The organism is Streptomyces sp. NPDC056160, assembly GCF_042268205.1.
Classification (GTDB): Bacteria; Actinomycetota; Actinomycetes; order Streptomycetales; family Streptomycetaceae; genus Streptomyces.
Window position 1 is genome coordinate 1 of the sequence record NZ_JBHJUW010000024.1, and the last position, 26956, is coordinate 26956.

25 protein-coding genes are annotated in these 26956 nt (G+C 75.1%); 14 read left to right on the forward strand and 11 right to left on the reverse strand.

Annotated features, from left to right (window positions below; all coding sequences use genetic code 11):
- The first annotated feature begins 240 nt into the window (after positions 1-240).
- Positions 241-606 (forward strand): tetratricopeptide repeat protein, encoded by a 366-nt coding sequence (locus tag ACFC02_RS11520; RefSeq protein ID WP_376355395.1) that lies wholly within the window; start codon positions 241-243, stop codon positions 604-606.
- A 49-nt stretch (positions 607-655) separates the two neighbouring features.
- Here ACFC02_RS11520 and ACFC02_RS11525 read toward each other — a convergent pair whose 3' ends face one another.
- Together ACFC02_RS11525 and ACFC02_RS11530 are read right to left on the reverse strand one after the other, a co-directional pair.
- On the reverse strand, positions 656-1585 hold the full coding sequence (locus tag ACFC02_RS11525; protein ID WP_376355397.1) for a M56 family metallopeptidase: 930 nt from the start codon (positions 1583-1585) through the stop codon (positions 656-658).
- 32 nt (positions 1586-1617) lie between these two features.
- A complete protein-coding gene (locus ACFC02_RS11530; RefSeq protein ID WP_376355399.1) occupies positions 1618-2058 on the reverse strand; it encodes a BlaI/MecI/CopY family transcriptional regulator in 441 nt (146 codons plus the stop codon).
- A gap of 64 nt (positions 2059-2122) precedes the next feature.
- Between ACFC02_RS11530 and ACFC02_RS11535 the strand changes: the two genes are divergently transcribed.
- A complete protein-coding gene (locus ACFC02_RS11535) occupies positions 2123-2773 on the forward strand; it encodes a peptide deformylase (protein WP_376355401.1) in 651 nt (216 codons plus the stop codon).
- A 159-nt stretch (positions 2774-2932) separates the two neighbouring features.
- Here ACFC02_RS11535 and ACFC02_RS11540 read toward each other — a convergent pair whose 3' ends face one another.
- Positions 2933-4363, reverse strand: coding sequence for a dihydrolipoyl dehydrogenase family protein (locus ACFC02_RS11540; protein WP_376355403.1), 1431 nt, complete (start codon positions 4361-4363; stop codon positions 2933-2935).
- Between the two features lie 140 nt (positions 4364-4503).
- Here ACFC02_RS11540 and trxA point away from each other — a divergent pair, with 140 nt between their 5' ends.
- Complete coding sequence (gene trxA / locus ACFC02_RS11545) at positions 4504-4890, forward strand: thioredoxin (RefSeq protein ID WP_376355405.1); 387 nt, start codon at positions 4504-4506, stop codon at positions 4888-4890.
- 294 nt (positions 4891-5184) lie between these two features.
- Here trxA and ACFC02_RS11550 read toward each other — a convergent pair whose 3' ends face one another.
- Entirely contained in the window at positions 5185-6225 is a 1041-nt protein-coding gene (locus ACFC02_RS11550) for a LacI family DNA-binding transcriptional regulator (protein ID WP_376355407.1), read from the reverse strand.
- A 198-nt stretch (positions 6226-6423) separates the two neighbouring features.
- Here ACFC02_RS11550 and ACFC02_RS11555 point away from each other — a divergent pair, with 198 nt between their 5' ends.
- Positions 6424-7128: a TetR/AcrR family transcriptional regulator gene (locus tag ACFC02_RS11555; protein WP_376355409.1), complete on the forward strand. Its 705-nt coding sequence runs from the start codon at positions 6424-6426 to the stop codon at positions 7126-7128.
- Between the two features lie 108 nt (positions 7129-7236).
- Positions 7237-8373 (forward strand): FAD-dependent oxidoreductase, encoded by a 1137-nt coding sequence (locus ACFC02_RS11560; protein WP_376355528.1) that lies wholly within the window; start codon positions 7237-7239, stop codon positions 8371-8373.
- 79 nt (positions 8374-8452) lie between these two features.
- Here the strand turns inward: ACFC02_RS11560 and ACFC02_RS11565 are convergent, their stop codons facing one another.
- Positions 8453-9115 (reverse strand): TetR/AcrR family transcriptional regulator, encoded by a 663-nt coding sequence (locus ACFC02_RS11565; protein ID WP_376355411.1) that lies wholly within the window; start codon positions 9113-9115, stop codon positions 8453-8455.
- A gap of 117 nt (positions 9116-9232) precedes the next feature.
- On the opposite strand from ACFC02_RS11565, the gene ACFC02_RS11570 reads away from it, so the two are divergent.
- From ACFC02_RS11570 to fxsT, 6 genes are all read left to right on the forward strand, one after another.
- Complete coding sequence (locus ACFC02_RS11570) at positions 9233-9796, forward strand: NAD(P)H-dependent oxidoreductase (RefSeq protein ID WP_360962182.1); 564 nt, start codon at positions 9233-9235, stop codon at positions 9794-9796.
- Positions 9797-9945: 149 nt separating this feature from the next.
- On the forward strand, positions 9946-10941 hold the full coding sequence (locus ACFC02_RS11575; protein ID WP_376355414.1) for an alpha/beta hydrolase: 996 nt from the start codon (positions 9946-9948) through the stop codon (positions 10939-10941).
- A gap of 422 nt (positions 10942-11363) precedes the next feature.
- Positions 11364-12290: a trypsin-like peptidase domain-containing protein gene (locus ACFC02_RS11580; protein ID WP_376355416.1), complete on the forward strand. Its 927-nt coding sequence runs from the start codon at positions 11364-11366 to the stop codon at positions 12288-12290.
- Positions 12287-13792, forward strand: coding sequence for a hypothetical protein (locus tag ACFC02_RS11585; RefSeq protein ID WP_376355418.1), 1506 nt, complete (start codon positions 12287-12289; stop codon positions 13790-13792). The genes ACFC02_RS11580 and ACFC02_RS11585 overlap by 4 nt, the downstream gene beginning before the upstream one ends.
- A complete protein-coding gene (locus ACFC02_RS11590; protein WP_376355420.1) occupies positions 13789-14865 on the forward strand; it encodes an AAA family ATPase in 1077 nt (358 codons plus the stop codon). The genes ACFC02_RS11585 and ACFC02_RS11590 overlap by 4 nt, the downstream gene beginning before the upstream one ends.
- Positions 14862-19364, forward strand: a complete 4503-nt coding sequence (gene fxsT, locus ACFC02_RS11595) for an FxSxx-COOH system tetratricopeptide repeat protein (protein WP_376355422.1) — start codon at positions 14862-14864, stop codon at positions 19362-19364. Before ACFC02_RS11590 ends, fxsT begins: the two co-directional genes overlap by 4 nt.
- A 211-nt stretch (positions 19365-19575) precedes the next feature.
- On the opposite strand, the gene ACFC02_RS11600 is transcribed toward fxsT, so the two are convergent.
- The 3 genes from ACFC02_RS11600 to fxsA are packed head-to-tail and all read right to left on the reverse strand — an operon-like array spanning position 19576 to position 22219.
- Positions 19576-20817 carry an HEXXH motif-containing putative peptide modification protein gene (locus tag ACFC02_RS11600; protein WP_376355424.1) on the reverse strand — a complete coding sequence of 414 codons (1242 nt, stop codon included), beginning with the start codon at positions 20815-20817 and terminating at the stop codon, positions 19576-19578.
- Positions 20814-22043: an FxsB family cyclophane-forming radical SAM/SPASM peptide maturase gene (locus ACFC02_RS11605; RefSeq protein ID WP_376355426.1), complete on the reverse strand. Its 1230-nt coding sequence runs from the start codon at positions 22041-22043 to the stop codon at positions 20814-20816. The genes ACFC02_RS11600 and ACFC02_RS11605 overlap by 4 nt, the downstream gene beginning before the upstream one ends.
- Complete coding sequence (gene fxsA / locus ACFC02_RS11610) at positions 22040-22219, reverse strand: FxSxx-COOH cyclophane-containing RiPP peptide (RefSeq protein ID WP_360971472.1); 180 nt, start codon at positions 22217-22219, stop codon at positions 22040-22042. The genes ACFC02_RS11605 and fxsA overlap by 4 nt, the downstream gene beginning before the upstream one ends.
- Before the next feature lie 371 nt (positions 22220-22590).
- Here fxsA and ACFC02_RS11615 point away from each other — a divergent pair, with 371 nt between their 5' ends.
- A complete protein-coding gene (locus ACFC02_RS11615; protein ID WP_376355429.1) occupies positions 22591-24075 on the forward strand; it encodes a chloride channel protein in 1485 nt (494 codons plus the stop codon).
- Here the strand turns inward: ACFC02_RS11615 and ACFC02_RS11620 are convergent.
- The 3 genes from ACFC02_RS11620 to ACFC02_RS11630 all read right to left on the reverse strand — a co-directional run bounded on the left by ACFC02_RS11620 (position 24047) and on the right by ACFC02_RS11630 (position 25877).
- The gene (locus tag ACFC02_RS11620; protein WP_376355430.1) at positions 24047-24517 is read right to left on the reverse strand and encodes a CU044_2847 family protein; all 471 of its coding nucleotides are present in this window, start codon (positions 24515-24517) and stop codon (positions 24047-24049) included. The genes ACFC02_RS11615 and ACFC02_RS11620 overlap by 29 nt on opposite strands.
- A 124-nt stretch (positions 24518-24641) precedes the next feature.
- On the reverse strand, positions 24642-25079 hold the full coding sequence (locus tag ACFC02_RS11625; RefSeq protein WP_376355432.1) for a hypothetical protein: 438 nt from the start codon (positions 25077-25079) through the stop codon (positions 24642-24644).
- 48 nt (positions 25080-25127) lie between these two features.
- The gene (locus tag ACFC02_RS11630) at positions 25128-25877 is read right to left on the reverse strand and encodes a helix-turn-helix transcriptional regulator (RefSeq protein WP_376355434.1); all 750 of its coding nucleotides are present in this window, start codon (positions 25875-25877) and stop codon (positions 25128-25130) included.
- A gap of 111 nt (positions 25878-25988) precedes the next feature.
- On the opposite strand from ACFC02_RS11630, the gene ACFC02_RS11635 reads away from it, so the two are divergent.
- Together ACFC02_RS11635 and ACFC02_RS11640 are read left to right on the forward strand one after the other, a co-directional pair.
- Entirely contained in the window at positions 25989-26405 is a 417-nt protein-coding gene (locus tag ACFC02_RS11635) for a cupin domain-containing protein (RefSeq protein ID WP_376355436.1), read from the forward strand.
- 44 nt (positions 26406-26449) lie between these two features.
- Positions 26450-26935: a type II toxin-antitoxin system PemK/MazF family toxin gene (locus tag ACFC02_RS11640; protein WP_376355438.1), complete on the forward strand. Its 486-nt coding sequence runs from the start codon at positions 26450-26452 to the stop codon at positions 26933-26935.
- Positions 26936-26956 lie beyond the last annotated feature (21 nt).

The following is a 26956-nucleotide window of genomic DNA, read 5'->3' on the forward strand; positions in this document are numbered from 1 at the left end:
GCCGACGAGATCCTCGAACGCCTCGCCGGCTACCTGAACCGCCTACCGAACCCCAAATCCTAGATATGCAGTCCTCCCAAGACTCGGGACACTAGGTTGCTCATGCCGCCCAACCTAGTGCGGGCGGGCGGTTGCGTCAGTGCGTCCGGCGCGCTCGGACCCTGGTGGCGCGACCAGTCCCGGAAAGTAATGGAATTTTCAACCAGTGTGCCGGGTTGACGGCGTCGAAGGAGGTCACGAGTGAACACCACGTACTACGACCACGGGGCCCCGGCGGAGCGCTGGGACCGCGCGCGGATGTTCTTCGACGCCCGGGACTACGCCGGTGCCGCGCGCGTCCTGACCGGGCTCGTCGAGGAGGCGCCCGAGCAGACCGGGCCGCGCCTGATGCTGGCACGCGCCTACTACCACTCGGCCCAACTGCGCCGAGCCGAGCACGAGTTGCGCATCGTCGTCGAACGTGACCCGGTGGAGCACTACGCCCGGCTGATGCTCGGCCGTACCCTCCAGCGTCAGGGACGGGACGCGGAGGCAGCCGCCCAGCTGCGGATCGCCTCGGCCCTCGCGGGCGAGTTCCACGAGTCGGAGGAGTCGGAGGAGTTTTGAGGGGCCGGAGCGCTGACATCCCTCCAGGGCCCCGCATCCGCCTCGGGCGCTACAGCGGGGTCGCCGCCTGGAGGACCAGGAAGAGAGTGACGGCGGAGTTCGCCGAGGACATCGCCGACACCACCGCGCCGACGGCGGCCCCCCACGCCGCGGCGCCGGGCGCCGTGAACACCGACGGCCAGTCCCGTACGGCGGGCGCGGGCGCCAGCAGCGCCGCCACCCGGCGCGGGACCGGCCCGGTGGCGGCCAGGGCGGCGAGCGTGGGCGCGGGTGCGGCGGCCGACAGCAGCGCCGCCCGGCCGATGGCCCGTGCCACCGTGCGCCGGTCGCCGACCGCGCGGGCCGCCTCCTCGTCGGCCCAGCGCTCGGCGGTGTAGGCGACGGCGGAGCGCAGCGGGCGCAGGAACGGGTTGGCGCGTGCCGCCAGGTGGACGGCGAGCAGATGGCGGTGGTGCCGGGCGGCCAAGTGGGCGCGCTCGTGCGCGAAGAGGGCGCGCCGTTCGGCCGGCGCGAGCCCGTCGAGCAGGGCCGTGGTGACCACGATCCGTCCGGGGGCGCCGGGCAGCGCGTACGCGTACGGCGTGTCGTCGGGGAGCACGACGACCGTGGAGCCGCGCAGGCCGGCCAGGGCCCGCCGTGCGCGCCGGGTGACCCGCCGGTGGCGCCAGAGGGTGCGGGCGCAGGCAGCCGTCACCGCTCCCAGCGCGGGGATCGCCGCGCGGCCCGCGAACCCGTCGTGCGGGACGGCGGCTCTGACCTCGGGGTCGGACCAGCCGTCCGGCAGCGGGTTGCCGGGAAGTTGCGCGGTGCCGACGACCATGAGGAGCACGAGGCAGAGCGTGCTGCACGTGGCCATCACGACGGCGACGGCGGTCAGGAGCCGGGTGGCGGTGCGGGGGTGCAGGTGGAGTTCGGCCAGCCGGGCGACCGGCCAGGCGGTCAGCGGCAGTACGAGCGGCAGGAAGACGAAGACCCCCATGAGGTGTCAGTCCTTTCTGCCGTTTCCGCCCTCTACGCCCTCTCTCCTGTTCCGCCCTCTCCCCTGTCGCCGCCCGCATCGCTCTTCCCGTTCCCCTCGTCCTCGTCCGCCGTCTCCAGCAGCGCGCGCAGGACCTGCTCGTCGCCGGGCGGCAGTGCGGTGACGAAGCTGGCGAGGACGGCCTCGCGGTCCCGCTCGCCGTCCAGGAGCCGGCGCATCCTGAGGGCCGCGAGCCGGGCCACGTCGGCCGTCGGCGTCCAGGCGAACGAGCGGCCACGGCGCTCCCGGGCGACCACGTCCTTGGCGAGCAGCCGGGTCAGGATGGTGACGACGGTGGTGTAGGCGAGGTCGCCGCCGAGGCGCTCCTGCACCCAGGCCGCGGTCACCGGGCCGTCCGCCTCGCGCAGCGCGCCGAGGACCTGGCCCTCCAGTTCCCCCTGCCCGCGCCGGGTCCGCCGGTCTTGCGGCGCCATGTCCGTCTCCCTCCGGCGTCGGCGTGTCGGACCACGCTACTTCACTCCGTGGCATGCTGGCGCGATGGCTTCTCCCAGTGCGCGCACCCCCCTCGCCGAGCGGGTCGAGGAACTTCTGTCGGCAGGCGGCCCGTTGCCCGTCGTCGCGGCCGGTGATCCGGTGCTGCGGCGCGCCGCCGAACCGTTCGACGGCCAGCTGGACCCCGCGCTGCTGGCCCGGTTCGTGGCGGCCCTGCGCGTCACCATGCGGGCGGCGCCGGGCGTGGGCCTGGCCGCGCCGCAGGTGGGTGTGGCTCTGCGGATCGCGGTCGTGGAGGACCCGGCGCCGGTGCCCGAGGAGGTGCGGCTGGCGCGCGGCCGGGTGCCCCTGCCGTACCGGGTGCTGGTCAATCCGTCGTACGAAGCGGTCGGCACGGAGCGGGCCGCGTTCTTCGAGGGATGCCTGAGCGTGCCGGGCTGGCAGGCTGTGGTGGCCCGGCACACCACCGTGCGGCTGCGTGCGCGGGACGAGGAGGGGCGCGCGGTGGACGAGGTGTTCACCGGCTGGCCCGCTCGTATCGTGCAGCACGAGACCGATCACCTCGACGGCGCCCTGTACCTCGACCGCGCCGAGTTGCGTTCGCTGGCCTCCAACGAGGCGATGGCGGCGCGCTGGGCGCAGCCGACGCCCGAGGAGGCCGCGCGCGCCCTCGGTTTCGCGTTGCCGCGTCAGTGAGCCGGCGGGCGGGTCACCGACTTCCCTGGTCCTGATCAGTGACCCCCGCCGCACCCGGCGTCGGTGGCCGTGCACCGGGCGTCGGCGGCCGCGCAGGATCGGTGAGCGTGCAGGCTCGGTGACCGCGCAGGATCGGTGACCGCGTCGGCGGAGACCGCTTCAGCCCCGGTACGCCTCCAGCAGGCGCAGCCACACCTCGCTGATCGTCGGGTACGACGGGACCGCGTGCCACAGCCGGTCGACGGGGACGCGGCCGGCGACGGCGACGGTCGCCGAGTGGAGCAGTTCGCCGACGCCGGGGCCGACGAAGGTGACGCCGCGCAGGATCCCCTCGTCGAGGTCGACCACCATGCGGGCGCGGCCCCGGTACCCCTCGCCGTACAGCCCGGCACCGGCGACCGACGACATGTCGACGTCGACGGCGCGGACCCGGTGCCCGGCCTGTTCGGCCTCCGCGAGGGAGAGCCCGACGGCGGCGGCCTCGGGGTCGGTGAAGACGACCTGGGGGACGGCGTCGTGGTCGGCGGTGGCGGCGTGCGGGCCCCACGGCTCGGGTGCGCCGGCGGCGGTGCCCGTGGCCCGGGCGCCGATCGTGTCGCCCGCGATCCGGGCCTGGTACTTGCCCTGGTGGGTGAGGAGGGCGCGGTGGTTGACGTCGCCGCACGCGTACAGCCAGTCGGTGCCCTCGACCCGCAGGGTGTCGTCGACCGTGAGCCAGGAGCCCGGCTCCAGACCGACGGTCTCCAGGCCGATGTCGTCGGTGCGCGGGGTGCGCCCGGTGGCGAACAGGATCTCGTCGGCCTCGATGCGCTCGCCGGTGCCGGTGACGGCGACGACCGTGCCGTCCTTACGGCTCACGGACTGCACGGAGGTACCGGTGCGCACGTCGGCGCCCGCCTCGGTGAGCGCGTCGGCGACGAGTTCACCGGCGAAGGGTTCCATGCGGGGCAGCAGCCCGTCGCCGCGCACCAGCACCGTGACCTGGGAGCCGAGGGCCTGGAAGACGGTGGCCATCTCGGTGGCGACGACACCGCCGCCGACCACGGTCAGCCGCCCCGGCACCTTCTCGGCGCTGGTCGCCTCACGGCTGGTCCACGGCCTGACCTCGTCGAGACCGGGCAGGTCGGGCAGTCGGGCGCCGGTCCCGGTGCACACGGCGACGGCGTGCCGGGCGGTCAGCGTCGTGCGCGCGCCGTCCGGACCGGTGACCGTCACGGTGCGCGGGCCCGCGAGGCGGCCGTGGCCGCGGTGGAGGTCCGCTCCGATGCCCTCCAGCCATCCGACCTGGCCGTCGTCGTGCCAGTGCGAGGTGTACTCGTCCCGGCGGGCGAGGACCGCGCCGACGTCCAGCGGTCCCTGGACGGCCTGGCTCAGCCCGGGCAGGCGGCGGGCGTCGGCGCGGGCGATGACCGGGCGCAGCAGGGCCTTGCTCGGCATGCAGGCCCAGTACGAGCACTCACCGCCGACGAGTTCGCTCTCCACGATGGCGGTGGTCAGGCCTGCCGCGCGGGTGCGGTCGGCGACGTTCTCGCCGACCGGCCCGGCGCCGAGCACGACGACGTCGTACGTGATGGTTTCCGTTTCCGTCATGGGCCCAGTGTGGTGGGTGGTGTGCCCGCAGGCCACACGGGTACGCGCGCGGAACAGTGCGTTGCGCGCGCGGAATAGCCCGTAGGGTCGGCCGTGTTGTGCGGACGGCCCAACCCGACACCAGGAAGAGGGATCACGCCATGAGCAGCACCGTGGAGCTCACCAAGGAGAACTTCGACCAGACGGTCACGGAGAACGAGTTCGTTCTCATCGACTTCTGGGCTTCCTGGTGCGGGCCGTGCCGTTCGTTCGCGCCCGTCTACGAGAAGGCGGCCACCGACAACCCGGACCTGGTGTTCGGCAAGGTGGACACGGAGGCGCAGCCGGAGCTGGCGGCGGCCTTCGGGATCCAGTCCATCCCCACGCTGATGATCGTCCGTGACCAGGTGGCCGTGTTCGCGCAGCCGGGCGCGCTGCCCGAGGCGGCTCTGGCGGATGTGATCGGCCAGGCCCGCAAGCTGGACATGGACGAGGTCCGCAAGGCGGTCGCCGAGCAGCAGGCGCAGGCGGGGCAGGCGGGCGAGTAGGCGCGGGCGAAGTCGTCCGGCGAGCACGACGCAAGACGGCGGGCGGGGCCCCATCCCGGTGCGGGAGGGGCCCCGCCGCCGTTGTCCGACGCCGTCGTCTCCTTGTCCGACGCCGTCGTCCCGTCGTCTCGCCGTACGACTCAGTCGTCTCGTCGTCTCGCCGTATGACTCAGTCGTCTCGTCGTCGGACGCCGTTGGCGGGCGCCGGCCGCCGGGGGACTGCCGTCGGCTGCGGCCGGTGTGCGTCGTCTCCCCGCCTTCGGTGTCGGCCGTGGGCTGCCGTCGCCGGCCGGGTCAGCTGGACTCGCGGTGGATCACCGTCGCGCCCAGTACCGTGTGCCGCTCGGGTGCGCCGCCGGGATCGCGTACGGCGCGGTCGACCAGGGCGGCCAGGTCGCGGCCCGCGGGCAGGTCGATGTGCACGGTGCTCAGCCGGGGCCGCAGCAGTCTTCCCAGCATCAGGTCGTCGGCGCCGATGACGGCCGCCTCCTCGGGGATGCGCAGGCCCTCGTCCTGCAGGGCGCGCATCAGGAGCATGGCGTACTCGTCGTTGTAGGCGAAGACCCCGTCCAGGCCGAGCGGGCGCCAGCGGGCGGCGAGACGGGCCGCGGACTCCTCGTCGTAGCCCAGGGGCAGTTCGGTGACGGTGGCGTCGGTGCCGTGCAGGGCCCGGCGTACGCCCTCAAGGCGCGGTCCGGAGAACACGTCGAGGCCGCGTTCCTCGGGCACGACCACGCCGATGCGGCGGCGGCCGCGGGCGTACAGGTGGGCGCCCGCGCTGTGGCCGACGCTGTGGTGGTCCATGAGCAGGGCGTGGGCGCCCTCGACGGCTTCGGGGCCCAGGGTGACGACGGCGCGGGTGCCGGAGCGCCGGAGCACGGCGACTCCCTCGGGGCCGATCCCGAAGCCGGGCACCAGGACGGCGACCGGCCGTAACTCGGCCCAGGCCCGGGCGGCCTCTTCCCCGCGCAGGCCGATGCTGCCGTGCTGCACGACGGTGTAGTCGAGGCGGCCCAGCGCCCCTTGGAGTTCGCTTACGAACCCGCCCAGCAGCGGCCCCACGGGGACGGCCGGTGCGGGCATCAGGACGATGCGGCTGTGCCCCGCGCGCAGGCTGCGCGCGGCGGCGTGGGGCACGTACCCGAGTTCCTCGGCGGCCGCGCGTACCCGCAGCCGGGTGGCCTCGCTGATCCGTACGGCGCCGGCGTTGTTCAGGACGTAGGAGACGGTCGCCCGCGAGACACCCGCCAGACGGGCCACCTCGGCACTCGTGGGGGCGGAGTCCGGCGGTGCGGGCGTCGATGCGGGCGCGGCGGGTTTCGGTATCTGCACCATGACGTACCGCATCTTGGCAGAAGCGGACAGGGACCGGTCGTGCGGGGGAAGCAACCCGGCCGGGCCCGGTTGCGGACCCATGGACAAACGCGTACCGGACCCGGGGCCCACGGAAAACGCGTACGCGGCGAACACGTCCGCCACGAACAGATTCGCTACGAACTTGTTCGTGACGAACGCGTTCGTTACAGTCGGGGCATGACAGCACGCTCCAGCGCTTCCGCACGCAGCCGTCGCGAACGCCCGGCCAAGCCCGCCCTGACCAAGGAGGGCATCGTCGCCGCCGCCCTCGCCGTACTGCGCGCCGAAGGGCTGGAGAAGGTGACCATGCGGCGCCTGGCCCAGGAACTCGACACCGGACCGGCCTCCCTGTACGTGTACGTCCGCAACACCGCCGAACTGCACGCGGCCGTCCTGGACGAGCTGCTGGGGACGGTCGAGGCGGCCCCCCGGCGGAGCACGGGCGACTGGCGCGAGCGACTGGAGCAGGTACTCACGGCGTACACCGCGATGCTCCACGGCCACCCGGGTCTCGCCCGCTCGGCGCTCACGGCCCGGCCCAGCGGCCCGCACTACCTGAACCTCATCGAGACGCTGCTCGGCCTGCTCGACGAGGGCGGTGTGCCACCCGCGCAGGCGGCGTGGGGCGTCGACCTGCTGCTGCAGCACGCCACGGCCACGGCGGCCGAGCACTCCGCGCACGAGCGACCGGCCGGGGGACAGGCCGAGTGGGACGCCCTCACCCGGGCGCTGCACGGCGCCTCGGACCGCACCCACCCGCACATCGCCGCCCTCGCCGGCCCCCTGCTGTCCGGCACCCCCGAGGAGCGCCTTTCCTGGCACATCCGGACCCTGATCAACGGCATCGAGCGCACTGCGGTCCCCGCCCGGCCGGCCGAGTGATCGGAAGGCTGACCGACCAGCCGACCGGCTGACAGGCCGGCCGGAACACGTCCCCCTTGCTGCTGTGATCGCCCTCCCCCGCACCGACCGAGGAGCACTCCCGTGTCCATGACGCAGTCCCACCACCCCATCGCCGTGATCGGCGCCGGACTCGGCGGCCTCACGCTGGCCCGCGTGCTGCGGGCGCATGACATCGAGGCGGCGGTCTTCGACCTCGACGCCTCCCCCGCCGAGCGCGCCCAGGGCGGCATGCTCGACATCCACGAGGACTCCGGCCAGGTGGCCCTGCGGGCCGCCGGACTGTACGACCGGTTCCGCGAACTGGTGCTGCCCGGCGGCCAGGCCACGCGGGTGCTGGACCGGCACGCCGTGGTCCGGCTGGACGAGCCGGACGACGGCAGCGGGGGCCGGCCCGAGATCGACCGGGGCGACCTGCGCGACCTGCTGCTCGGCTCGCTGCCCGAGGACACCGTCCGCTGGGGCGCGAAGGTCACCGGGGCACGCCCGCTGGGCGGCGGCCGGCACGAGGTGACGCTCGCCGACGGCACGGTGTTCACCACGGACCTGCTGGTCGGCGCGGACGGGGCGTGGTCGCGGGTGCGTCCCCTCCTCTCCGCTGCGCGGCCCGCCTACACCGGTGTGTCGTTCGTCGAGGCGGACCTCCTGGAGGCCGATCTGCGCCACCCGGTCGCCGCCGAGGTGGTGGGGGGCGGGTTCTTCTTCGCGCTGGGGGCGGGCCGGGGCTTCCTCGCGCACCGCGAGACGGACGGCAGCCTGCACGTGTACGCGGCCGTCGAGGCGGCCGAGGAGTGGCTGGACGGCATCGACTTCACCGACACGGAGGCGGCCAAGGAACGTGTTCTCGAACACTTCGACGGCTGGGACAAGAGCCTGCGGTCACTGGTCACCGATGCCGACGGACCGCTGGTGCCCCGCCGTATCCACGCACTGCCCGTGGGCCACCGCTGGGACCGCGTGCCCGGGGTGACGCTGCTGGGCGACGCCGCGCATCTGATGTCGCCGTTCGCGGGCGAGGGCGCCAACCTGGCCATGCTCGACGGCGCCGAACTGGCCGGATTCCTCGCCGCCCGGCCCGATGACGTCGAGGCCGCGCTGAGCGCGTACGAGGAGCGGCTGTTCCCGCGCAGCGCGGCGTCGGCGGCGGAGTCGGCGCGCAGCGCGGCTCTGCTGTTCCGCGAGGACGCGCCTGTGGGGCTCCTGGAGATGTTCACGGCCCACGACTGAGCACCCCGGCTCGGGACCGCGGCTCGGCACCACGGCCACGGCCGGGTCGCCGGTCGTGGCCCTTGGGCGGGGGGCGGACTCAGCTGGGCTGCCGAGTGCTGGTCAGTCGCTCGACGAGGTCGTACCAGCCGGCCTGGAGCCGGTCCATCGGCATCTGGCACTGCCGGGTGAGGTGGTGGATCAGCGCGGCTTCCAGGTAGCCCATCAGCGCCTGCGCGAGGAGTTCGACGTCCGCTTCGGGAACCGCCTGGCGCAGCAGCATCACCACATGGGCCTGGCGCACCCGGCGGGCCGGTACGAGGAAACGGCGGTCGGGACACGGTTCGGCGGCGAGTTGCAGTTCCAGGTCGTCGGCGGCGCGGCGCAGCGCGGCGCAGCCGAAGGCCCGCAGCCGCTCGACGGGCGGCGCGCCCGGGCCGAGGGGGGCGGGGCCGCTCAGGAAGGACGCCTGGAACTTCTTCTCGGAGTGGTCCAGCAGGGCCGTCAGCAGGCCGGTGCGGTCGCCGAAGCGGCGGAAGACGGTCCCCTTGCCCACCTGGGCGGCCGCCGCCACCGCCTCCATCGTGACTCCGGCCGCGCCGTGCTCCGCCACCAGGCGGGCCGCGGCGTCCAGCAGCCGGGCGCGGTTGCGCGCCGCGTCCGCACGCAGGCAGGGTTCGTCCGAACCGGCGCCCAGTTCGAGCAACATCGGCTTGTCTTGGGGCTCTTGAGGCGTGGGGAAGGGCGGCAGAGCGCTGGACATGAAGACAGCGTAAAGCATCCGGAACAAAACTGGACCGCGGTCCGGTTAACCTGGTAGAAAATTAAACGGACCTCGGTCCGGATGATTACGGCAGTGTTTCACCCCTTGGAGTCCCCCATGTCTGTTCGCATCCTCGCGCTCGTCGGCAGCCTGCGCGCCGGCTCGCACAACCGTCAGCTCGCCGAGGCTGCCGCGAAGCTCGCCCCGGAGGGCGCCGAGGTCCAGGTCTTCGAGGGCCTGGCCGACGTCCCCTTCTACAACGAGGACCTCGACGTCGAGGGCAGCGCGCCGGCCGCCGCCGTCAAGCTGCGTGAGGCCGCCCAGGCCGCCGACGCCTTCCTGCTCTTCTCCCCCGAGTACAACGGCACCATCCCGGCCGTCCTGAAGAACGCCATCGACTGGCTGTCGCGCCCCTACGGCGCGGGCGCCTTCGGCGGCAAGCCGGTCGCCGTCATCGGCACCGCGCTCGGCCAGTACGGCGGCGTGTGGGCGCACGACGACACCCGCAAGGCCGTGGGCATCGCCGGCGGCAAGGTGATCGAGGACATCAAGCTGTCCATCCCCGGCTCCGTGACGCGCTTCACCGAGACCCACCCGGCGGACGACGCCGAGGTCGCCGGCCAGCTGACCGAGGTCGTCGCCCGTCTGCGCGGCCACGCCGACGAGGTCATCGCCGCCTGAGCGAGGCGGACCACCGGGGAGGGCCGGAGCCGGGTCACGGCTCCGGCCCTCCTTGTCGGGGGGCCCGGCCCGGGCGGGTACACGGAGGGCGGCGCGTCCACGAACGGGCGAGCCGCCGTACACGTAGCACGCCCCGGCAAGGAGACGTCATGAACCCGGTCCCGCCCCCCTTCGACCCGGAACTGGCCGCCGCGCTGGAGGAGGCCGGGGAGCTGGCCCGGCCCGGGCTCACGCCGGCGGACATCGCCGCCGCCCGGCGGGACGAGGACGCGGCCTCGGAACTGCTGGCCGCGCTGGACCTGACGCTGGGCGGCGCCTTCGAGGTGGCGGACCGGACGGTTCCCGGCCCCCCGGGCGCACCCGATGTCTCCCTGCTGGTCTGCCGCCCCACGGCTGCTGCGCCCGGCACCGCGCGGCCCGTCCTGTACTACGCGCACGGCGGAGGCATGGTCCTCGGCGACCACAGGGTCGGTGTCGACATGGCGCTGGGCTGGGCGAAGGAACTGGACGCGGTCGTGGTGTCCGTCGCCTACCGGCTGGCACCTGAGCATCCGCATCCCGCGCCCGTGGAGGACGTGTACGCGGGTCTGCTCTGGACGGCGGAGCACGCCGGGGAACTGGGCGGCGATCCAAAGCGGATCGTGATGGTGGGCGCGAGCGCGGGCGGCGGCCTCACCGCCGCGGCGGCCCTGCTCCTACGGGACCGCGCGGGCCGGCGCACGATCCCGCGTCCCTGCGCGCAGATGCTGCTGTCCCCCATGCTCGACGACCGCAACGACACCGCGTCCGCCCATCAGATGGCGGGCGCCGGCCTCTGGGACCGCACCGCCAACGACACGGGGTGGTCGGCGCTGCTGGGCGACCGGCGCGGCGGCCCGCGGGTGTCGCCCTACGCCGCGCCGGCCCGCGCCGAGGACCTTGCCGGTCTGCCCCCGGCCTTCCTCGACGTCGGCTCCGCGGAGACCTTCCGCGACGAGGTCGTCGCCTACGCCTCGCGGATCTGGCGGGCCGGGGGCGTCGCGGAACTCCACGTCTGGCCGGGCGGCTTCCACGGCTTCGACGCTCTCGCCCCGCAAGCGGCCCTGACCCGGTCGGCGCAGGCCGCCCGCCTGGACTGGCTGCGCAGGCTGCTCGCGCAAGGGTGAGGCGGAACCGGCCGGCCGCCTTCCGCCGGCCGGCTCCCGTTCACCCACCGCCGCCCGGGCCCGTACCCGCCGCGCCCGCCGGGGCCCCTCGCACCCGTCGCAGTTGTCGTACCTGCCGCACCCGTCGCACTCGTCGTGCCCGCGGTGCCTGTCGCACCGCCCCCGGCCCCGCCGGACGCGCACGGCCCGTCGCGCGCGAGGCGGCTTCCCCTGACGCGGCAGGGTTTCCCCTGCCGCGGGGGTGGAACAACGCGGCCGCGCCGGACCCGCCCGTACCTGTCACCGCCCGTGCCCGGCTCGAAGCCCCCTCTTCACCGGATTCGGGCACATAACTGTTACCGGCAGCGGTTGTCTGTCAACATCGTGCAAAGGCGGAGCGAACGGGGCGCGTGGTGTCGCAGTCGATCGAGGACTCATGGCGTGTGCGGATTCTCGGCGCGGACAACACACCGGTGGGATCGGGTGTTCTGGTGGACGGGGGGCGGGTGCTGACGTGTGCTCATGTCGTGCAGGGCGCACTGGAGTTGACCGGACATGAGTCCCCCGGCGGGCAGAGTGTCGCCGTCGACCACCCGGGTTCCCTGACCGGCGAGGTGTCGTACGCCTCGGTGCTGCCGCAGGGCTGGGCGCCGCCCGACCAGGAGCGCGCGGACGTCGCGGTCCTGGAACTGGACGGCCCGCCGCCCTCCGACTGCGTCCCGGCCCGGCTGCGCCCGTGCGGTCCCGTACGGGAGCGGGCCGTACGGGTCTTCGGCCAGTCCTCGGCCGCCTCCCCCGGCGTCTGGGTCGCCGCGCGGCTGCTCGGCGCGGGCGGGCTGAGCCCGGACTGGATCCAGCTGGACAGCCCGGAGGGCGCCGACGGGCGGGTGCAGGGCGGCTACAGCGGGGCGGGCGTCGTCGACGGGGACGGGGGTGTCATCGGCATCGTCGTCGCCGTGCGCCGCCCGGCCGGGTCCCGTACCGCGTGGATGATCCCCGTCGAGGCCGTGGTGCGCTACTGCCCGCTGCTGGCCGACGCGGTGCTCGGCGAGCCCGCGCCCGGGCCCGCCTGGCCGCGCGGCGCCGACCGGGAACTGACCACCGCGCTGGTGAGGGTGCCCAGCATGCGCGACCCGCAGCGCCGCGAGAGCGTGCTGCGGGACGCCGGGGACGAGATCTTCGACCTCGCCGAGCGGTCGCCGGTCCTGGTGGAGGACGTGCGCGGGGTCGTGGCGCTGTGCCTGCAGTACGCGGACGGCATCGACCGGCTCGCCGCCGCGCTGCGCTGGTACGAGCGGGGCTCGCTGCCGATGCGGGAGTTCGAACGCGTGGTCCTGCGGCTGCGCGGCGACGCGGGGCCGACGCCGTGACCGGAACCGGCGACACACCGCGCACCGACCTGTTCTGGGAACTGGCCGGCCGTATAGCGCGCATCCCCGGACTCGTGCACCCGCTGCCGCTGCGACGCGCCGCCGAGGCGTTCGCCGAACGGTTCGGGCCGGTGGACACCGAACACTCCGGCATGGTGCGCGAGGACCTCTACGCGACGCTGCGCGCCTGCGACGCCTATCCGGAGGGGCTGCGGTTCTACCTGGACCGGCTGGGCAGCGGGCGTACGGGGACCCTGGCGTGGGCGGCCGTCGAGCACATGTACCTGCGGCTGTACCCGGAGCGGCTGCTCACGGCCGCCGAGCGGGAGGAGTTGTGCGCCCTGCTCGCACAGCGGTCCGCCGCCACGCCCCTCGGTCCGCTCGCACTGCGCTTCCTGCCCTTCCTGCCGCGGCCCGCGACGGACGACAGCACCGGGGAGGAGGCGGTCGCGGACCTGCTCGACGCGCTGGAGGACGCCCTCGTCCTGCCGGACGAGGCGCACCCGCTGCTCTGCTTCGTCGAGGCCGTCGCGGCGGGTCAACAGCGTTCTCCGGCAGTCGAGTTGCAGGCGTGGAACGACAAGGTGGCGCACCGCATCGGCTGTCCGCCGGAGCTGCTGCGCCGGGTCCGCTCCCGGGAGCGGACCCGCGTGGGACGCCCGGCCGAACCGTACCGGCTGCTCGTGGAGATCGTGGCGCACCCGGCGGCGCCCGACGAGTACCACGTCCGGGGCTGGCTGCTGGCCCCCGACCCGGGACCGCCCACCCTGCTCGCCGACTGCCGGGCGGCCTCCCGGGCCGCGCTCGAGGAGACCGTCGCCGCACTGCACCAGAGCGCGCTGGAACGGCTCGGGGAACTGAGCGCCGGACTGAGGGTGGAGTTCCTGCTGCCCCGGCCGCTGCTGTGGCTGGACGTCGACCAGTTCCCGGTCCGGCCGGCCGGTTCGGTGCCCCGCCCGATCGGCGCCGACCACACGGTGCTGGTGCGCAGCCGCGACCGGTTCCACAAGAGGTACTGGTGGCCCGCGCTGCACCGCCGTCTCGCGTGGCTGGAAGCCCACCCCGAGGGCGTCTTCGAGGCACCGGCCGTACAGTACGTCGCGCACGGCCGCGCCCCTGCGCCGTACGACCTGCTGAGCGAACTGCGCGACGGGCAGACGCCGTTCTGCTACGTACTGCTCGACCCTCCGGCGTACGACGGCGATCTGGCGGCGGACCCGGTCTACGTCCTGCTGGAGGTGGGCATTCCCGCCATCGTCGCGCTGCGCCGCCAGGGCCACCACGCCGACGCCCGGCCCCAGTTGTGGAATCTGCTGGCCGGGAGGTTGGACGGGCTGCCCGACCGGGTACGACATCTGCGGGGCGTCAATCCGGGCGGGGGCGGGTCGGCGGTGACGCTGGACCTGCATCGCCACGTCACCCTAGTGTGGGACAGCCAGGACGGACTGGAGGGGGCGGAGGCCGCGCTCGGGCATCCGCGGACCGGGGGTGGCCATCCATGACCGGGGAGACGACCGATCAGCGTGAGGCACGGCAGCCCCGTCCTCCCGCCTGGTGGGTGTTCCGGGACAACGGCGCGCAGCACGTGCCGTCCGAACCGCTGCCCCCGCTGCCCGCCCCGCCGCCCTGGCGGCGCTTCAGGCCGGGCACCGACAGCCCGCCGCTGGACATCCCCGACCCGGGCGACCACTGGGACGTCGAGCGCAAACTCGGCTCGCGCCGCGCGGGCACTCTGGACCACGCCGTCGTCGATGTCATCAACGCCGCGATCCAGCTGCGCCGTCCGCTGCTGGTCACCGGGCAGCCCGGCACGGGCAAGTCCAGTCTGGCCCATCAGATCGCCGCGGAGCTGGGTCTGGGCCGGGTGCTGTGGTGGCCGGTGGTCAGCCGTACGACGCTGCGCGACGGCCTGTACGACTACGACGCGATCGGCAGGGTGCAGGACGCGCCCGTGGGGGCGGGCCCCGGGCTCAAGCGCGAGCCGCTGCCCGACGTGGGCCGCTATCTGACGCTCGGCCCGCTGGGCACCGCGCTGCTGCCGTGGAAGCGGCCCCGGGTGCTGCTCGTCGACGAGCTGGACAAGAGCGACATCGACCTGCCCAACGACCTGCTGCACATCTTCGAGGAGGGCGAGTTCCGTATCCGGGAGCTGGAGCGACTGGGCCAGTCCCGGCGTGAGGCGAGCGTCGGCACGGCCGACCACGGCCTGCCGGTCGTGGTGCGCGACGGGCGGGTGCGCTGTTCGGAGTTCCCGGTGGTGGTGATCACCAGCAACGGCGAGCGTGCCTTCTCGCCCGCCTTCCGCCGCCGCTGCCTCGAGGTGGAGCTCGCCGCTCCGGACGAGGCCCGGCTGGCCGCGATGGTCGAGGCGCACTTCGGTGCCGGCGGGGACCCGCGGACGGCGGAGCTGATCCGCTCGTTCCTCCAGGAGCGCGGGGACGGTTCGCTCGCGGCGGACCAGCTCCTGAACACCGTGCACATGCTCACCAACGGCGCCGCCGACGCCGACGAGGCGTCCTGGACGCAGTTGCGGGCGGCGCTGTGGCGCAGCCTGGCTACGGACGCCTCGCCATGACCGGTCTGGCGGGCCGGTCGCCGTCGGCGCGCGAATGGGCGGAGGCCATCTGGCTGACGGAGCGCATCGGGACGGACGGCGGCCCGTGGCCGGACCGGGCCGGGCCGGGGCGCGGGCCCGCGAGCGCCGCGGGGGCGGACGACGGCGAGCGGGCTACCGCGGGGGCGGAGGCCGCCTCCGGGGCGGGCAGGGCGTCCGGGGCCGAGGACTCCTCGCTCGACGGCACCTCACCGCAGGCGCGCACCCCCGCACCGGTCCCGCCGTCCACCGGCCCTCCCCCGGCGCCGCCCGCTCCTTCCTCCGAGGGGCAGCCCGCCGGTGCCGGACCGGACGGCCCACCGCTCCGGCCCGCGACGCAGGCGGCGCGGGCGCGCCGTGACGCGCACGGTGACGGTGACGGCAGCGAGGCGCGGCTCGGACGCCTCTCCCGGGGGCCGCTGACCGACATGGGGTCTCCGGTGGGCGCCGTGGCCCTGTTCGACGCCGACACCCGCCCGGGTGTCCTGCGGGACCCGCTCCGCCTGGCCCGCGCCCTGCGTCCGCTCAACCGGCGGGTCCGCTCGCGCCGCCGGTTCACCCTGGACGACGAGCGGACCGCGATCAGGTCGGCGGAGCTGGGCCGGTGGAGTCCCGTACTGGCGGACGTGCCGGACCGCTGGTTCGAGGTCGCGCTCGTCGTCGAGCAGAGCGTGTCGATGTCGGTGTGGCAGGGGGTCGCGGACCGGTTCGCCGAACTGCTGCGCCGGCAGGGCGCGTTCGCCGACGTACGGGTGTGGTGGCTGGACACCCGCGGCGGGAAGGCGGCACGGCTGCGCTCGCACCAGGGCGGTCCCGCGCGCGCCCCGGGTGAGCTGTTCCACCCGCAGGGGCGGCGGCTGGTCCTGCTGATGAGCGACTGCGTGGGTGACGCCTGGGCGTCCGGCAGCGTGCCCCGGCTGCTGCACCACTGGGCGCGGCACGCGCCCGTCGCGGTGCTCCAGCCGCTGCCCAGCCGCCTGTGGGACCTGTGCGAGGCGGTGCCCCGGGACGTCCGGGTGCGTGCCCTCGCGCCGGGGCTGCCGAACGCGCTGCTGCTCCTGCGCAGCGGCGCGCGCTGGGTGCGTCCGGGTGCGCTGCCCGTGCCGGTGCTCGAGATGGAGGCCCCCTGGTTCGCGGGCTGGGCGCGCATGGTCGCGGGTGAGGCCCCCGCGCACAGCGACGTGGCGGCCCTGCTGGTGGACGAGCAGGGCCTGGCACCGCAGTGCCTGCCGCCGCTCGCCCCGGAGCACCGGCCCCGGCCGGTCTCCCCGGAGCAGGCGGTACGGCGTTTCCTGCGGCACGCCTCCCCGCAGGCGCGCCGGCTCGCCGCGCAACTGGCGATGGTCCCGCTGCGGCCTGAGGTGGTCGGGGCGGTGCAGCGTCTGCTGGGCCGGGCGGCCGGACCGCTGCCGTTCGCGGAGATCCTGCTCGGCGGCCTGCTCGCGGCGGACAGCGGCCCGCACGGCGACGGTCCGCAGGGCGACGGCCCGCGCCTGGAGTTCCTGGAGGGCGTGCGCGACCGGTTGCTGTACGGCCTCGGGCGCACCGAGACCCTGCGCACCCTCCAGGAGGTGTCGCAGATCGCCGGGCGGGCCATGGGCGCGCGGTCGGGGCTGCTGGGCACGCTGGTGGCCGCGCCCGCCGACCTGGACGCGGCCGCGCTCGGACCGGCCGACCACGAACTGCTCTCGGCGGCGGCACCCGCCCTGGCCGCGCTCGGACCGGCCTACGGAGGCGCACTGGCCCGCGCACGGGCGCATTCGTCTTTGGGCGGGCCCGCGGGTGGGGAGGACAGCGGACGTCGGTCCGCACCATCCGGCGCGGCCGGACCGCCCGCCACTCCACCTCCCGAGGAACCGGCTCAGCGCATGGAGGACGTGTCGATGGACCCCGCCCCTTCCCGTACGACGCCACCGGCCACCGGCGTCGAGCGGCCCGGCCCGCCCGTGGGGAGCACCCACACGCCGGCGGCCGGGGCCCCCCGGCCGGCCCGGCTGCCGCGGACCATGCCGCTGCCCCAGGCCTCCTACTTCACCGGCCGGGAGGAGGAGCTGGACAGGCTGCGGGCCCTGCTGAACTCGGGCGACCAGGTGGCCGTCCTGCCGTACGCCCTGTACGGGATGGGCGGGGTCGGCAAGACCCGGCTGGCCGTGGAGTACGTGCACCGGCACCACACCGAGTACGAGCGGATCTGGTGGATCGACGCCGAGCAGCCCGCGGTGATCCGCCAGCAGCTCGCCTCCCTGGTACCGGACTTCGGCCCGGCGGCCGAGGGCCCCGGCGACCCGGTGGACCGTGTCCTGGCGGCGATGTCGACCGGTGAGCCGTTCCGCCGCTGGCTGCTCGTGATGGACAACGCGGGGGCGCCCGAGGACGTCGTCCCCTACATCCCGTCGCTGCTCGGGGTGGCGCAGGGCGCCGGGCACGTCCTGGTGACGTCCCGGCACACCGGCTGGGCCGACCGGGTGCACGCGCTGCACGTCGACGTGTTCTCCCGGCAGGAGAGCATCGGTTTCCTGCGCCAGCGCACGCCGTGGGCCAGCCAGGAGGAGGCCGAGCGGCTCGCCGAGTCGCTGGGCGACCTGCCGCTGGCGCTGGAGCACTCGGTGGCGGCGCAGGCCCAGTCGGGCATCGGGACCGGCGCCTACCTGGAACTGCTCGAACACCGCCGGCAGGAGTTGCTGGCGGAACCGCCGTCGTCGGGCGTCCGGCCGGTCGCGGCGACCTGGCGGGCCTCGGTGGACCTGCTGCGCGCGCAGAACCCGCAGGCCCTCGAACTGCTGCGGCTGCTGGCCTTCTTCGGCCCCGAGCCCGTCGCCCAGTCGTTCCTGCGCGACGCGCGGCTGCTGAACCTGCCCGACGACCTCGCCCCGGTCGCCCGCGACGAACTGGCCCGGGGCCGGGCGATCCGGGCCATCAACCAGTTCTCGCTGCTGAGCGTCAACGCCGCCACCGGCACGCTCCAGGTGCACCGGCTGCTCAGCGGCGTCCTGCGGGACGAGCTGTCGCAGGACGAGGCCACCCGGCTGCGGCACCTGGTCCACGAGATCATCGCCGCGCACGACCCGGGGGACTCCCAGCGCCCGGAGAACTGGCGCAACTACGCCGACATCCTGCCCCACCTCGAACCGTCCGGGCTGCTGGACTGCGGGGACGGCGAGGCCCGGGACACCGCGCTGAGCATCCTCGGTTACGTGATCGCGCGCGGTGACTTCCGGGGCGCGGCGCAACTGGCCGGGAAGGTCGCCGGCATCTGGCGGACGACGCTGGGCCCGGACCACGTGCAGACGCTGTGGGCGCGCCGGCAGCAGGCCAGCGCGCACTGGCAGCTGGCCGAGTTCGAGGAGTCGCAGCGGATCAACGAGGACGTGCTCGCCCGGCTCCGCGCCACCCTGGGCGACGACCACGAGTTCACCCTGACCGTGGCCGGGGCCACCGCCGCGGACCTGCGGGCGGCGGGCCGCTTCCCCGACGCGCTGGCCCTGGACCGCGACGCCTACGACCGCAGCGTCCAAACGCACGGCGCGCGCAGTCCGCACGTCCTGACCGTCGGGCACAACTACAGCGTGAGCCTGCGCGTCAACGGCCTGTACGAGGAGGCGCTGGCCCTCGACGAACGCATCCACGACGCCCGGCTGGAGATCCTCGGCCCCACCGCCCGCTCCACGCTCTTCTCCATCAACAACGTGGCGCGCGACATGCGCGAGTGCGGCCGGTACGCGGACGCGATGATCCTGCAGAGCAGCACGGTGGCCCGCTACCGCGAGCAGTACGGCGACCGGCATCCGCACACCGCGCGCGCCATCAAGAACTTCTCGGTGACGTGCCGCAAGGCCGGTGACTTCGAACAGGGGCTCGCCCTGGCCCGGGAGGCGCTGGAGCTGTACCGGACGCTGTTCGGCCCGGACCACGTCGACACGCTGGCCGCGCTGACGAACATCTCCAACGACCTCAGGCTGACCGGGGACGCCGAGGGGGCGCGCGAGCACAGCGCCGACGCGCTGCACCGCTACCGGTCCGTGCTGGGCCCGGGGCATCCGCTGACGGGCGCGGCCGGTGTCGACCACGGGGCCGCGCTGCGCGCCTCGCACCAGCACGCGGAGGCCCGCCGGGTCGACGAGGAGACGGTGGCCGTGCTGGCCGCGGCCCTCCCGGACGACCACCCCTGGCTGCTGCTGGCCCGGGTCAACCTCGCCACCGACCTGGCCCAGGGGGGCGAGCCGGAGGCGGCGCGGACACTGGGCGAGGAGTGCGCCCGCGCCCTGGAGGCCCGCTACGGCGACCGCCACCCGGCGACGCTGGCCGCGCTGACGAACGTGGCCCTGGACATGGCGGCCACGGGCGACACCGAGGCCGGCGAGGAGCTGCTGACGTCGGTGCGGCGGCGCTATCTGGCGACCCTCGGCCCGGATCATCCCGAGAGCCGTGGCGCCGCGGCCGGGGTCCGCGCGGAGTGCGACATCGAGCCGCCGCCGATCTGACGCTCCCCGGGCCGGCGGTGCCGGACGACGTCCGGCCGCGCCGGGGTCAGAGCTGCGAACAAAAGTGGGTTCCGATCAGCGGGCGGTGTCCGGTGCGTGCGATCGCAAGGCGCCGGGAGGTCCTTGTAGCGGAGCTACCAGGGCCTTTCGGCAACGCGGCGAGGGCGCGTGCCGGGCGCCGCCAGCCGGGGCCCACTTTTGTTCGCAGCTCTCAGAGCGGTGCTGCCTCCCATTCGGCGAGGACGTCCCGCAGGGCGTGCAGGAGCAGGTGGCCGTTCCCGGTGAGCCAGGCGCCGCGCTCCAGTTCGCCGGCGGCCAGCCGGGCGGTGCGCCGCCACCGTTCGTACGGGGCGCGGGCGGCCGGGTCGCCCAGGGCGGCCTCGGTGCGCCAGAACGCGGCCGTCACGAGAAACGCCGAGGCGCCCTGGAGCAGGGCCGAGGGCGGCCGGGACCGCCCGCTCCAGGGGGCGTGGCCGCGCGCGCCGGGCGGCGCGTGGAGCAGCCGGGTGAGGTCCTGCAGCGCGTAGAGCAGGGAGTGCTGGGTCTCGTGGACGAGTGCGGCGGCGAGTTCGGCGGGGTCGTCCAGCGGGGCGAGCGCCACCAGGCCGAAGGCGTCGCTGAAGGAGGCGCTCAGCCAGCGGCCGGGCGCCCCGGCGGGGACCCCCGGGGCGAGCGGGCCGAGCGGGACGACGGCGCGGACGGTGCCGCGTACCGCGTCGGCCCGCTCGGGGTGGCGGGCGGCGAGGTGCTGCCAGGCCGCGCCGAGCCGGGCCCGCCACCGAGCGGGTTCGGGCGGTGGCGGCGGGCCCGGGCCGTTCAGGGAGGCGTGCGTGTCGAGGCGTATGCGCAGCCGTGGGCCGGGGCCCGGGAGGGTGAGGTGCGGCAGTGGGGTCCAGCCGGGCGCGGTTGCGTGCCGAGTGTCCGGAACGGTGACGGTGAGGGCGGCGGGGACGGTGGTCCGGCGGCCGAGGGCGGTCACGGTGGTGCCGTGCGGGCCGCGTGCGACGCGCGCGGTGCTCGTGTCGGGGGCGAGGGCGGCGTGGCCGAGTCCGGGCAGGTGGAGGGCGCCGTCGTGGACCGGGACGTCCAGGCGGAAGGGGAGGCGGGCGCGGTGCCCGGCGGCCGCGGCGAGGGCGGCGACCGTGTCGGGCCTGCCCTCCCGTACCGCCCCGGCGAGCAGGGTTCCGGCGGCGGGGTCGGTGATCAGCGCGTCGAGGACGGCGGGCGAGCGGTGCCGTACGGCGGTCAGGACGGCGAGGGCGCGGTCGCGGAGGGGGCCGCCGCGCGGGTCGTCGTTCAGGGCGCGCAGCAGCAGGAGGTTGCGGCTCGCGCGGGCGGTGCGCAGCAGGCGCACGGTGGCGGGGTCCGGTGTGCCGCGCGCGAGCCGGCGCCACAGGCCGGGGGGCAGGGTCAGCGGGGGTGCGGGCGCGGCGGCCCGGTGGTCGTGCGTCAACGGCGGGCCCCGGCGGCTCGGGCGAGGTCGGCGCGCAGGACGTCGGCCACGTGCCGGATCAGTGCCATCAGGTCGGGGCAGTACACGGAGGGGTTGAGGTAGCCGTTGTCCGCGCGGTAGCGGTGCGGGTAGTGGCCGCCGCCGCAGACGGCGCCGACCGGGCAGGCGCGGCAGGGCGGCGCCAGGGCGCGGGCGTCGAGCTGGCGGGCCACGACTCCGGGGTGGTCCAGGAGCGCGTCGAAGGGGTGGCGGTGGACGTCGAGGCCGCTGCGGTCGGCTCCCTCGTAGGCGGACTTGAGCTGGTCGGAGAGGGTGAGGGCGCCGTCCGTGTCCACCACGGCGAGCTGGCAGGGGGCGCCGCCGATGGTCTCGGTGCGGGTGACGCCGCCGAGCAGGAGGTCGAGGACCGACTCGAAGAACGCGATGCGCACCGGTGGTCCGGGGGTGCCGTACCAGCGGTCGAAGACGGTGGCGAGCCACTGGCCGTAGGGGGTGTGGGCGGGGTCGGCGGTGCGGCCCGGCGGGCGGGCCGTCCAGTTGCCCAGCGGCAGCAGGAGGCGGAGCGCGGGCGGGTCGTACGACAGCAGGTGCTCGTAGGTGACGAGCGGGTCGGCGGTGACGTCGACGGTGCACAGGAGGCCGGCCCACACGTCGCGGTGCTCGGGGGCGGCGAGGCGGCGCAGGGCGGCGGCGACCCGGGCGTGGCTGCCTCGTCCGGCGCGGTCGCGGCGGGCGCGGTCGTGGGTGCGGGCGGTGCCGTCGAGACTGACGGCGATCTTGACGTCCTCCTCGTGGCACAGGCGCAGCACGGCGTCGTCGAGGAGGAGGCCGTTGGTCTGGACGACGACTTCGGCCGTGGTCCCGGCCGGGAGCCCGGCGCGCAGGGTCCGGGCGATGGCGCGCAGCAGGCCGGTTCCGGCGAGCAGTGGTTCGCCGCCGTGGAGGATGACGCGCACGGACTCGGGGCGGTGCTGCGCGGCGTGTTCGGCGATCCGGTGGCACACCTGTGCGGCCGTGTCCGGGGACATGGTGTGCGGCTGGGCCCGCCAGTGCTGGTCCTCGGCTTCGTAGACGTAGCAGTACGTGCAGGCGAGGTTGCAGCGGCTGTGCACCTTGACGACGAACTCCCGGAAGGGCAGGGGGCGGGTCCCGGCGGCGCGCAGGGCGGCGACGTCGAGGAGGTCGTCGGGCCAGCGGCCGTGCGGGGCGCGGTCGGCCGGGGTCACGGGGCGGGGGTGGTGAGCCGGCGCGGCCCCTCGGCGGTGTCGCCTCCGGAATCGTAGGCGGCCACCGGCGCTTCCTCGCCCGCCAGGTGGCCCAGGACGCGGCGCAGTGCCGCGGACAGCGCCGAGTCGGTGCCCTCCAGAATGTCCTCCAGGGGCAGCCCTGTCAGATCCGGCATGTCCGCCGTACGCTCACCGGCCCCGCTCGGCATCGGCCTCAGCCCCCTGTCGCCACCGCCTGCTGACTGTCCGTTGATCCGACTTTGAGGATAACCAGAGGAACGTGGGCAGGTCAGCCCGTGATTCGGGCGTGACCGACCGGTTCCGCTGGGGTGTATTGGACGGTTGTGCGATGGGGTGTCAGTACGCTGATGATCCGTCATCCCCCGTTCGGAGCTGCGAGGTTGACCTTGCGACCGGTCTCCCGTCACCCTTGCCGAGGGGGACGCTGTCGGGTGGCGGGAGTATGCGGGTGAAAGCGGGGGCGCATGGTACGGAGGAACGTGCACGGCGCTGGTCCTTACGGTCTCTGACCGCTCGGCTCCTGCCCGTGGACGGCGCGGACGACTCGCAGGCGCGCTGGGTCGTGCCCGCCGTGCTCATCGGCGCCGTGGCCGGGCTGGGCGCGGCGGCGCTGTTCGGACTGCTCCACCTGTGCACCGGCTGGCTGCTGGAATCAGTGGCCGGTTACCGGCCCTACCGCACGACGGCGGAGGGCGGATTCCTGGAGCTGGAGGCCTCCGACCGGCCCTGGCTCGTGCCCCTGGTGGCCGGCGGCGGCGCCCTGGCCGCCACCGTCTTCGCCCTGTGGCTGGCCCCCGAGGCGCGCGGCCACGGCACGGACGCGGCCATCGCGGCGGCCCACCACGACCCGACGGGCATGCGGGGCCGCGTGACGGTGGTCAAACTCGTGGCGTCGGCCCTGACGCTGGGCTCGGGCGGCTCGGGCGGCACGGAGGGGCCGGCGGCGCAGATCTCGGCGGCGTTCGGCTCCGTCATCGCCCGGCGCACCGGCATGTCGCGGGAGCAGGCCAAGACCGCGCTGGTGATCGGACTCGCCTCGGGGGTGGGCGCGATCTTCCGGGCACCGTTCGGCGGGGCACTGCTCGGGGCGGAGATGCTGCACCGGCGCGGCATGGACGCGCGGGTGCTGCCGAAGGCGCTGATCGCCTCCGTCTCGGGCTGGCTGATGTTCGGCGCCTGCTTCGGGTTCACCCCCGTGCTGGGCCACCACGCGGGGCAGGCGGTGGGCGGCGTGGGCGGGTTCGCCCTGGTGGCCGTGGTGGGTGTGGTGGCGGGCGGTGCCGGACGGCTGTACACGGCCTGCTTCTACGCGGTGCACCTGCGGGTGGAGGCACGCGCGCGCGGGCTGCTGTCCCGGATCGCGGCGCCGACGGTCGGGGCGCTGCTCGTGGGCGGGCTCGGACTCCTGGTACCGGGCGTGCTGGGCACCGGTTACGGGCTCATGGAGGCGGTGACGCAGCGGCAGGTGCTGCTGGACCTGCCGCTGGCCGTGGTCCTGGTGCTGCCCCTGGCGAAGATCGCCGGTACGGCGCTGACGGTCGGTTCGGGCGGTTCCGGCGGCATCTTCGGGCCCGGCATGGTGGTGGGCGCCGGTGTGGGTGCCTCGCTGTGGCGGCTCGCCGAGCCGCTGGGCATCGCCCCGCACAGTCCGCTGGTGCCGGTGGCGGTGGGCATGGCGGCCTGTCTGGGTTCGGTGGCCAACGCGCCGCTCGGGGTGCTGGTGATGGTGGCGGAGATGCTCGGGGACGCCGCGCTGCTGGGACCCGGCATCCTCGCCGTGCTGTGCGCGCAGGCCGTGACCGGCGGCACGACGCTGTACCGAAGCCAGCTGGAGCGGGTCGGGGACGTGCCGGACCTGGTGAAGGAACCGGTGCCTGTGGTGGGCGTGACGGCGCAGACGCAGCGCACGGTGGTGGCTCCCGTGCGCCGGGAGCCACCCGAGGCGGATCCGGTGGCGGATCCCGTGGCGGACTCCGTGCCGGTCAAGTCGACGGATCCGATGGCGCACTGACACCGGGCGCCTGACCCCCACCGGCGCCCGCGCCCGGCCCCGCAGCACCCGCTCCGGCGCCCCCGTCGTCGTCATCCCCGTCCTCGTCGTCGTCCTGCTGGTGTTGCTGTCCGGGGGTGCTCTTCTCCCAGACCACCTTGACCTTCACGTGGCCCTCGACACCCGTGCGGGCGATGACCGCGCCCGCCTCCACACTGAACTTCACCCCGAACTCCAGCTCGACCGTGGACGGCGGGGCCGGCATGGCCGTGATCCGCCGCAGGGTACGGCCCGCGACATCGCGGATCTGATCGAGACCGGACTCGAACCCGTCCACCGGTTCCGCCCGGGTCCCGCCGCCGCGCCGCCGGGCGCGCTCCACCCCGGGATCGTCGTCGGCCATCTCGACGTACACTCCGGCCGACCCCTCGCCCAGGTCGAACCGCACCAGTTCGCCGCTCATCGGCTCCCCCTCCGCCGGGCCCTGCCCACGTCCCTTCTGGGCCGTGTCGTCCAGGCCGCCAGTGCGAGCCCCTACCCGCCGCTGGCCCGCCCGAAGCGTCGGCGGCAGTCGCGCGCGGGCCGGCTCACACCGTCAGCAGGGCGATCCCCAGCGCGATCAGGACCCCGACCTTGACGGTCTCCAGGGCCACGTAGACCAGATGGTCGTGCGAACGCGGGCCGTCCACCGGCTCCGCGCCGGACAGGACCCGGTCGGACCTGCGGTTCAGCCGGGGGCGGACGAAGAGCAGTTGCACCAGCAGGAGCACGGCGACGGCCGCCGTCAGGGCGATGACCGGGACCGGGGCGCCGCCCACGGCCACCGCGACGATCACCACGACCGCAAGCGCGGCCTCCACCAGGTTCAGCGCCCGGAAGACCATACGGCCGATACCCAGGCCGATGGGGATGGTCACGCCCGGCGCACGGAACTTCAGGGGCGCCTCCAGGAAGGAGATGCCCAGCACCATGCCGAGCCAGACGAAGGTGACCGCGCTCGCCGTGGCCGCCGAGGGGGTGTTCATCGATGTGCTGCCTTTCCACCCGGGCCGACGGGCCCGGGTCTGTTCACGTCATACGGCGGACGTCACGGCCGGGTGGGCGGCCAGGTGCGCCAGGCAGGAGCCGGGGGTGGCGAAGGGCTCCAGGCCGCTCACGGTCAGCGGGGCGCCCAGCTCCGTCAACGCGCCCTGCATCAGCCCCAGATGGAGCGGGCACACCACCTGGCCGTGCTCCTCGGCCAGTTCCAGGAAGGGGCAGTGCCGCAGCCGGATCCGTTCCGGCGGTCCGCCCCGGTCGCGCCCCTCGGGGGCCGGGTCGAAACCGAGGTCGTCGAGCAGGGCGACCAGCCGGTCCGCCGAATCGGCAGCCGTCGGCCCCGGCCCGGACGGCTCAGGCGGGAGGGGCGGAACCGGCGGGACGGGCGAACCGGACGGCTCGGGCGGCTCGGGCAGGAGGGGCTTCGCGAGGCGGCGGCCCCAGGCCCGGCCCGTCTCGACGGCGGCGTCCCGGGCCTCGGGGCCGCGGGAGGCCGGCTCGCCGAGCAGCATCCGCGCCAGCAGGCGGTAGCCGCGTGCGCCACCGCGGTCCATGCCGGGCCGGGCGGCGTACACGGTGCGCGGGCGTCCCGGACCCGGGCGGCGGCGGCCCGAGCCGTCGGGGGCCTCGGTGCGCCGCTCGGCCAGCCCCTCGGCCACCAGGGCGTCCAGGTGGAAGCGCACGGTGTTGGGGTGCACGCCGATCTGCTCGGCGGTCTCCGCCGCACCCAGGGGAACGGGGGCCGAGCGCAGCACGTCCAGCACCTCGCGCCGACGTTCACCCACCCGCCTCTCGGGCACCCGGGCGCACCCCCTCCCACCTGCGGTGATTTTTCACCGGTCGAACATGGAACAATCGTAGGCGATGTATCGAAGCCGCAGGGAGAGGGGTGCACCATGGTGTCGTCCGCCGCGCACGACACCGGTCCCGAGGGGGCCGGGCCGCCCGGGCCGCGCGTCCTGTGCGACGCCCGGTCCCTGGCCGAGGACCCGCCGGCAGCGGCGGCCGTGCTGTGGAAGCTGGCGGAGAGCGGACGTCAGCTCGACGCCAATCTCGTGCGTCTCGCCCCGGGCGCGCGGGTCGCGCCGCACGCCGAACCCGACCTGGACGTGCTGGTGTACGTCGTCCGCGGCGGCGGCACGCTCGGCGCGGGCCCGCAGGAGGAGCCCCGGGACCTGGCCGAGGGCGCGACGGTCTGGCTGCCGCACGGCTCCACGCGCAGTATCGGGGCGGGCCCCGACGGGCTCGTCTACCTGACCGTGCACCGGCGCCGTCCCGGCATGCGGATCCGGTCGCGCACGGAAGGCTCCTGACGGCCGGCCGGCTCCGCTCTCGACGGCACCACTAGGGTGCCTGCGTGACTGCCTTCACCGATGAACCCGACGCCTCCGGCACGGCCGGCTCGTCCGACGCGCCCCTCGTTCCCGGCCGTTTCGGCCCCGCCGCCACGACGGAGGCAGACCCGCACGAGGTCGGCCGGGTGCGCACCGAGTACGCGCCGGCGCACGACGGCGACCCGGACCCCGGGGAGATCGTCTGGACGTGGGTGCCCTTCGAGGAGAACGACGGCCGGGGCAAGGACCGTCCGGTGCTCGTGGTGGCCCGGGAGAGCGCGGGGACGCTGCTCGCCGTCCAGTTGTCCAGCAAGGCGCATGACCGGGACCGCGAGTGGGTCGGGATCGGCAGCGGCCCCTGGGACCGGGCCGGGCGCGAGTCCTGGGTGGCCGTCGACCGGGTGCTGCGGCTGCACGAGGACGGCATGCGGCGCGAGGCGTGCGCGCTGGACCGGATGCGGTTCGACTCGGTGGTGCGACGGCTGCGGGAGCGGTACGGCTGGACCTGACGCCGGAGGCCCAGGGCGCGG

Coding starts and splice junctions, on each gene's coding strand:
- ACFC02_RS11525 (WP_376355397.1), bottom strand. CDS start 1,585: ATGGGGGTCTTCGTCTTCCTGCCGCTCGTACTGCCGCTGACCGCCTGG.
- ACFC02_RS11530 (WP_376355399.1), bottom strand. CDS start 2,058: ATGGCGCCGCAAGACCGGCGGACCCGGCGCGGGCAGGGGGAACTGGAG.
- ACFC02_RS11535 (WP_376355401.1), top strand. CDS start 2,123: ATGGCTTCTCCCAGTGCGCGCACCCCCCTCGCCGAGCGGGTCGAGGAA.
- ACFC02_RS11540 (WP_376355403.1), bottom strand. CDS start 4,363: ATGACGGAAACGGAAACCATCACGTACGACGTCGTCGTGCTCGGCGCC.
- trxA (WP_376355405.1), top strand. CDS start 4,504: ATGAGCAGCACCGTGGAGCTCACCAAGGAGAACTTCGACCAGACGGTC.
- ACFC02_RS11550 (WP_376355407.1), bottom strand. CDS start 6,225: ATGGTGCAGATACCGAAACCCGCCGCGCCCGCATCGACGCCCGCACCG.
- ACFC02_RS11555 (WP_376355409.1), top strand. CDS start 6,424: ATGACAGCACGCTCCAGCGCTTCCGCACGCAGCCGTCGCGAACGCCCG.
- ACFC02_RS11560 (WP_376355528.1), top strand. CDS start 7,237: ATGACGCAGTCCCACCACCCCATCGCCGTGATCGGCGCCGGACTCGGC.
- ACFC02_RS11565 (WP_376355411.1), bottom strand. CDS start 9,115: ATGTCCAGCGCTCTGCCGCCCTTCCCCACGCCTCAAGAGCCCCAAGAC.
- ACFC02_RS11570 (WP_360962182.1), top strand. CDS start 9,233: ATGTCTGTTCGCATCCTCGCGCTCGTCGGCAGCCTGCGCGCCGGCTCG.
- ACFC02_RS11575 (WP_376355414.1), top strand. CDS start 9,946: ATGAACCCGGTCCCGCCCCCCTTCGACCCGGAACTGGCCGCCGCGCTG.
- ACFC02_RS11590 (WP_376355420.1), top strand. CDS start 13,789: ATGACCGGGGAGACGACCGATCAGCGTGAGGCACGGCAGCCCCGTCCT.
- fxsT (WP_376355422.1), top strand. CDS start 14,862: ATGACCGGTCTGGCGGGCCGGTCGCCGTCGGCGCGCGAATGGGCGGAG.
- fxsA (WP_360971472.1), bottom strand. CDS start 22,219: ATGCCGGATCTGACAGGGCTGCCCCTGGAGGACATTCTGGAGGGCACC.
- ACFC02_RS11620 (WP_376355430.1), bottom strand. CDS start 24,517: ATGAGCGGCGAACTGGTGCGGTTCGACCTGGGCGAGGGGTCGGCCGGA.
- ACFC02_RS11625 (WP_376355432.1), bottom strand. CDS start 25,079: ATGAACACCCCCTCGGCGGCCACGGCGAGCGCGGTCACCTTCGTCTGG.
- ACFC02_RS11635 (WP_376355436.1), top strand. CDS start 25,989: ATGGTGTCGTCCGCCGCGCACGACACCGGTCCCGAGGGGGCCGGGCCG.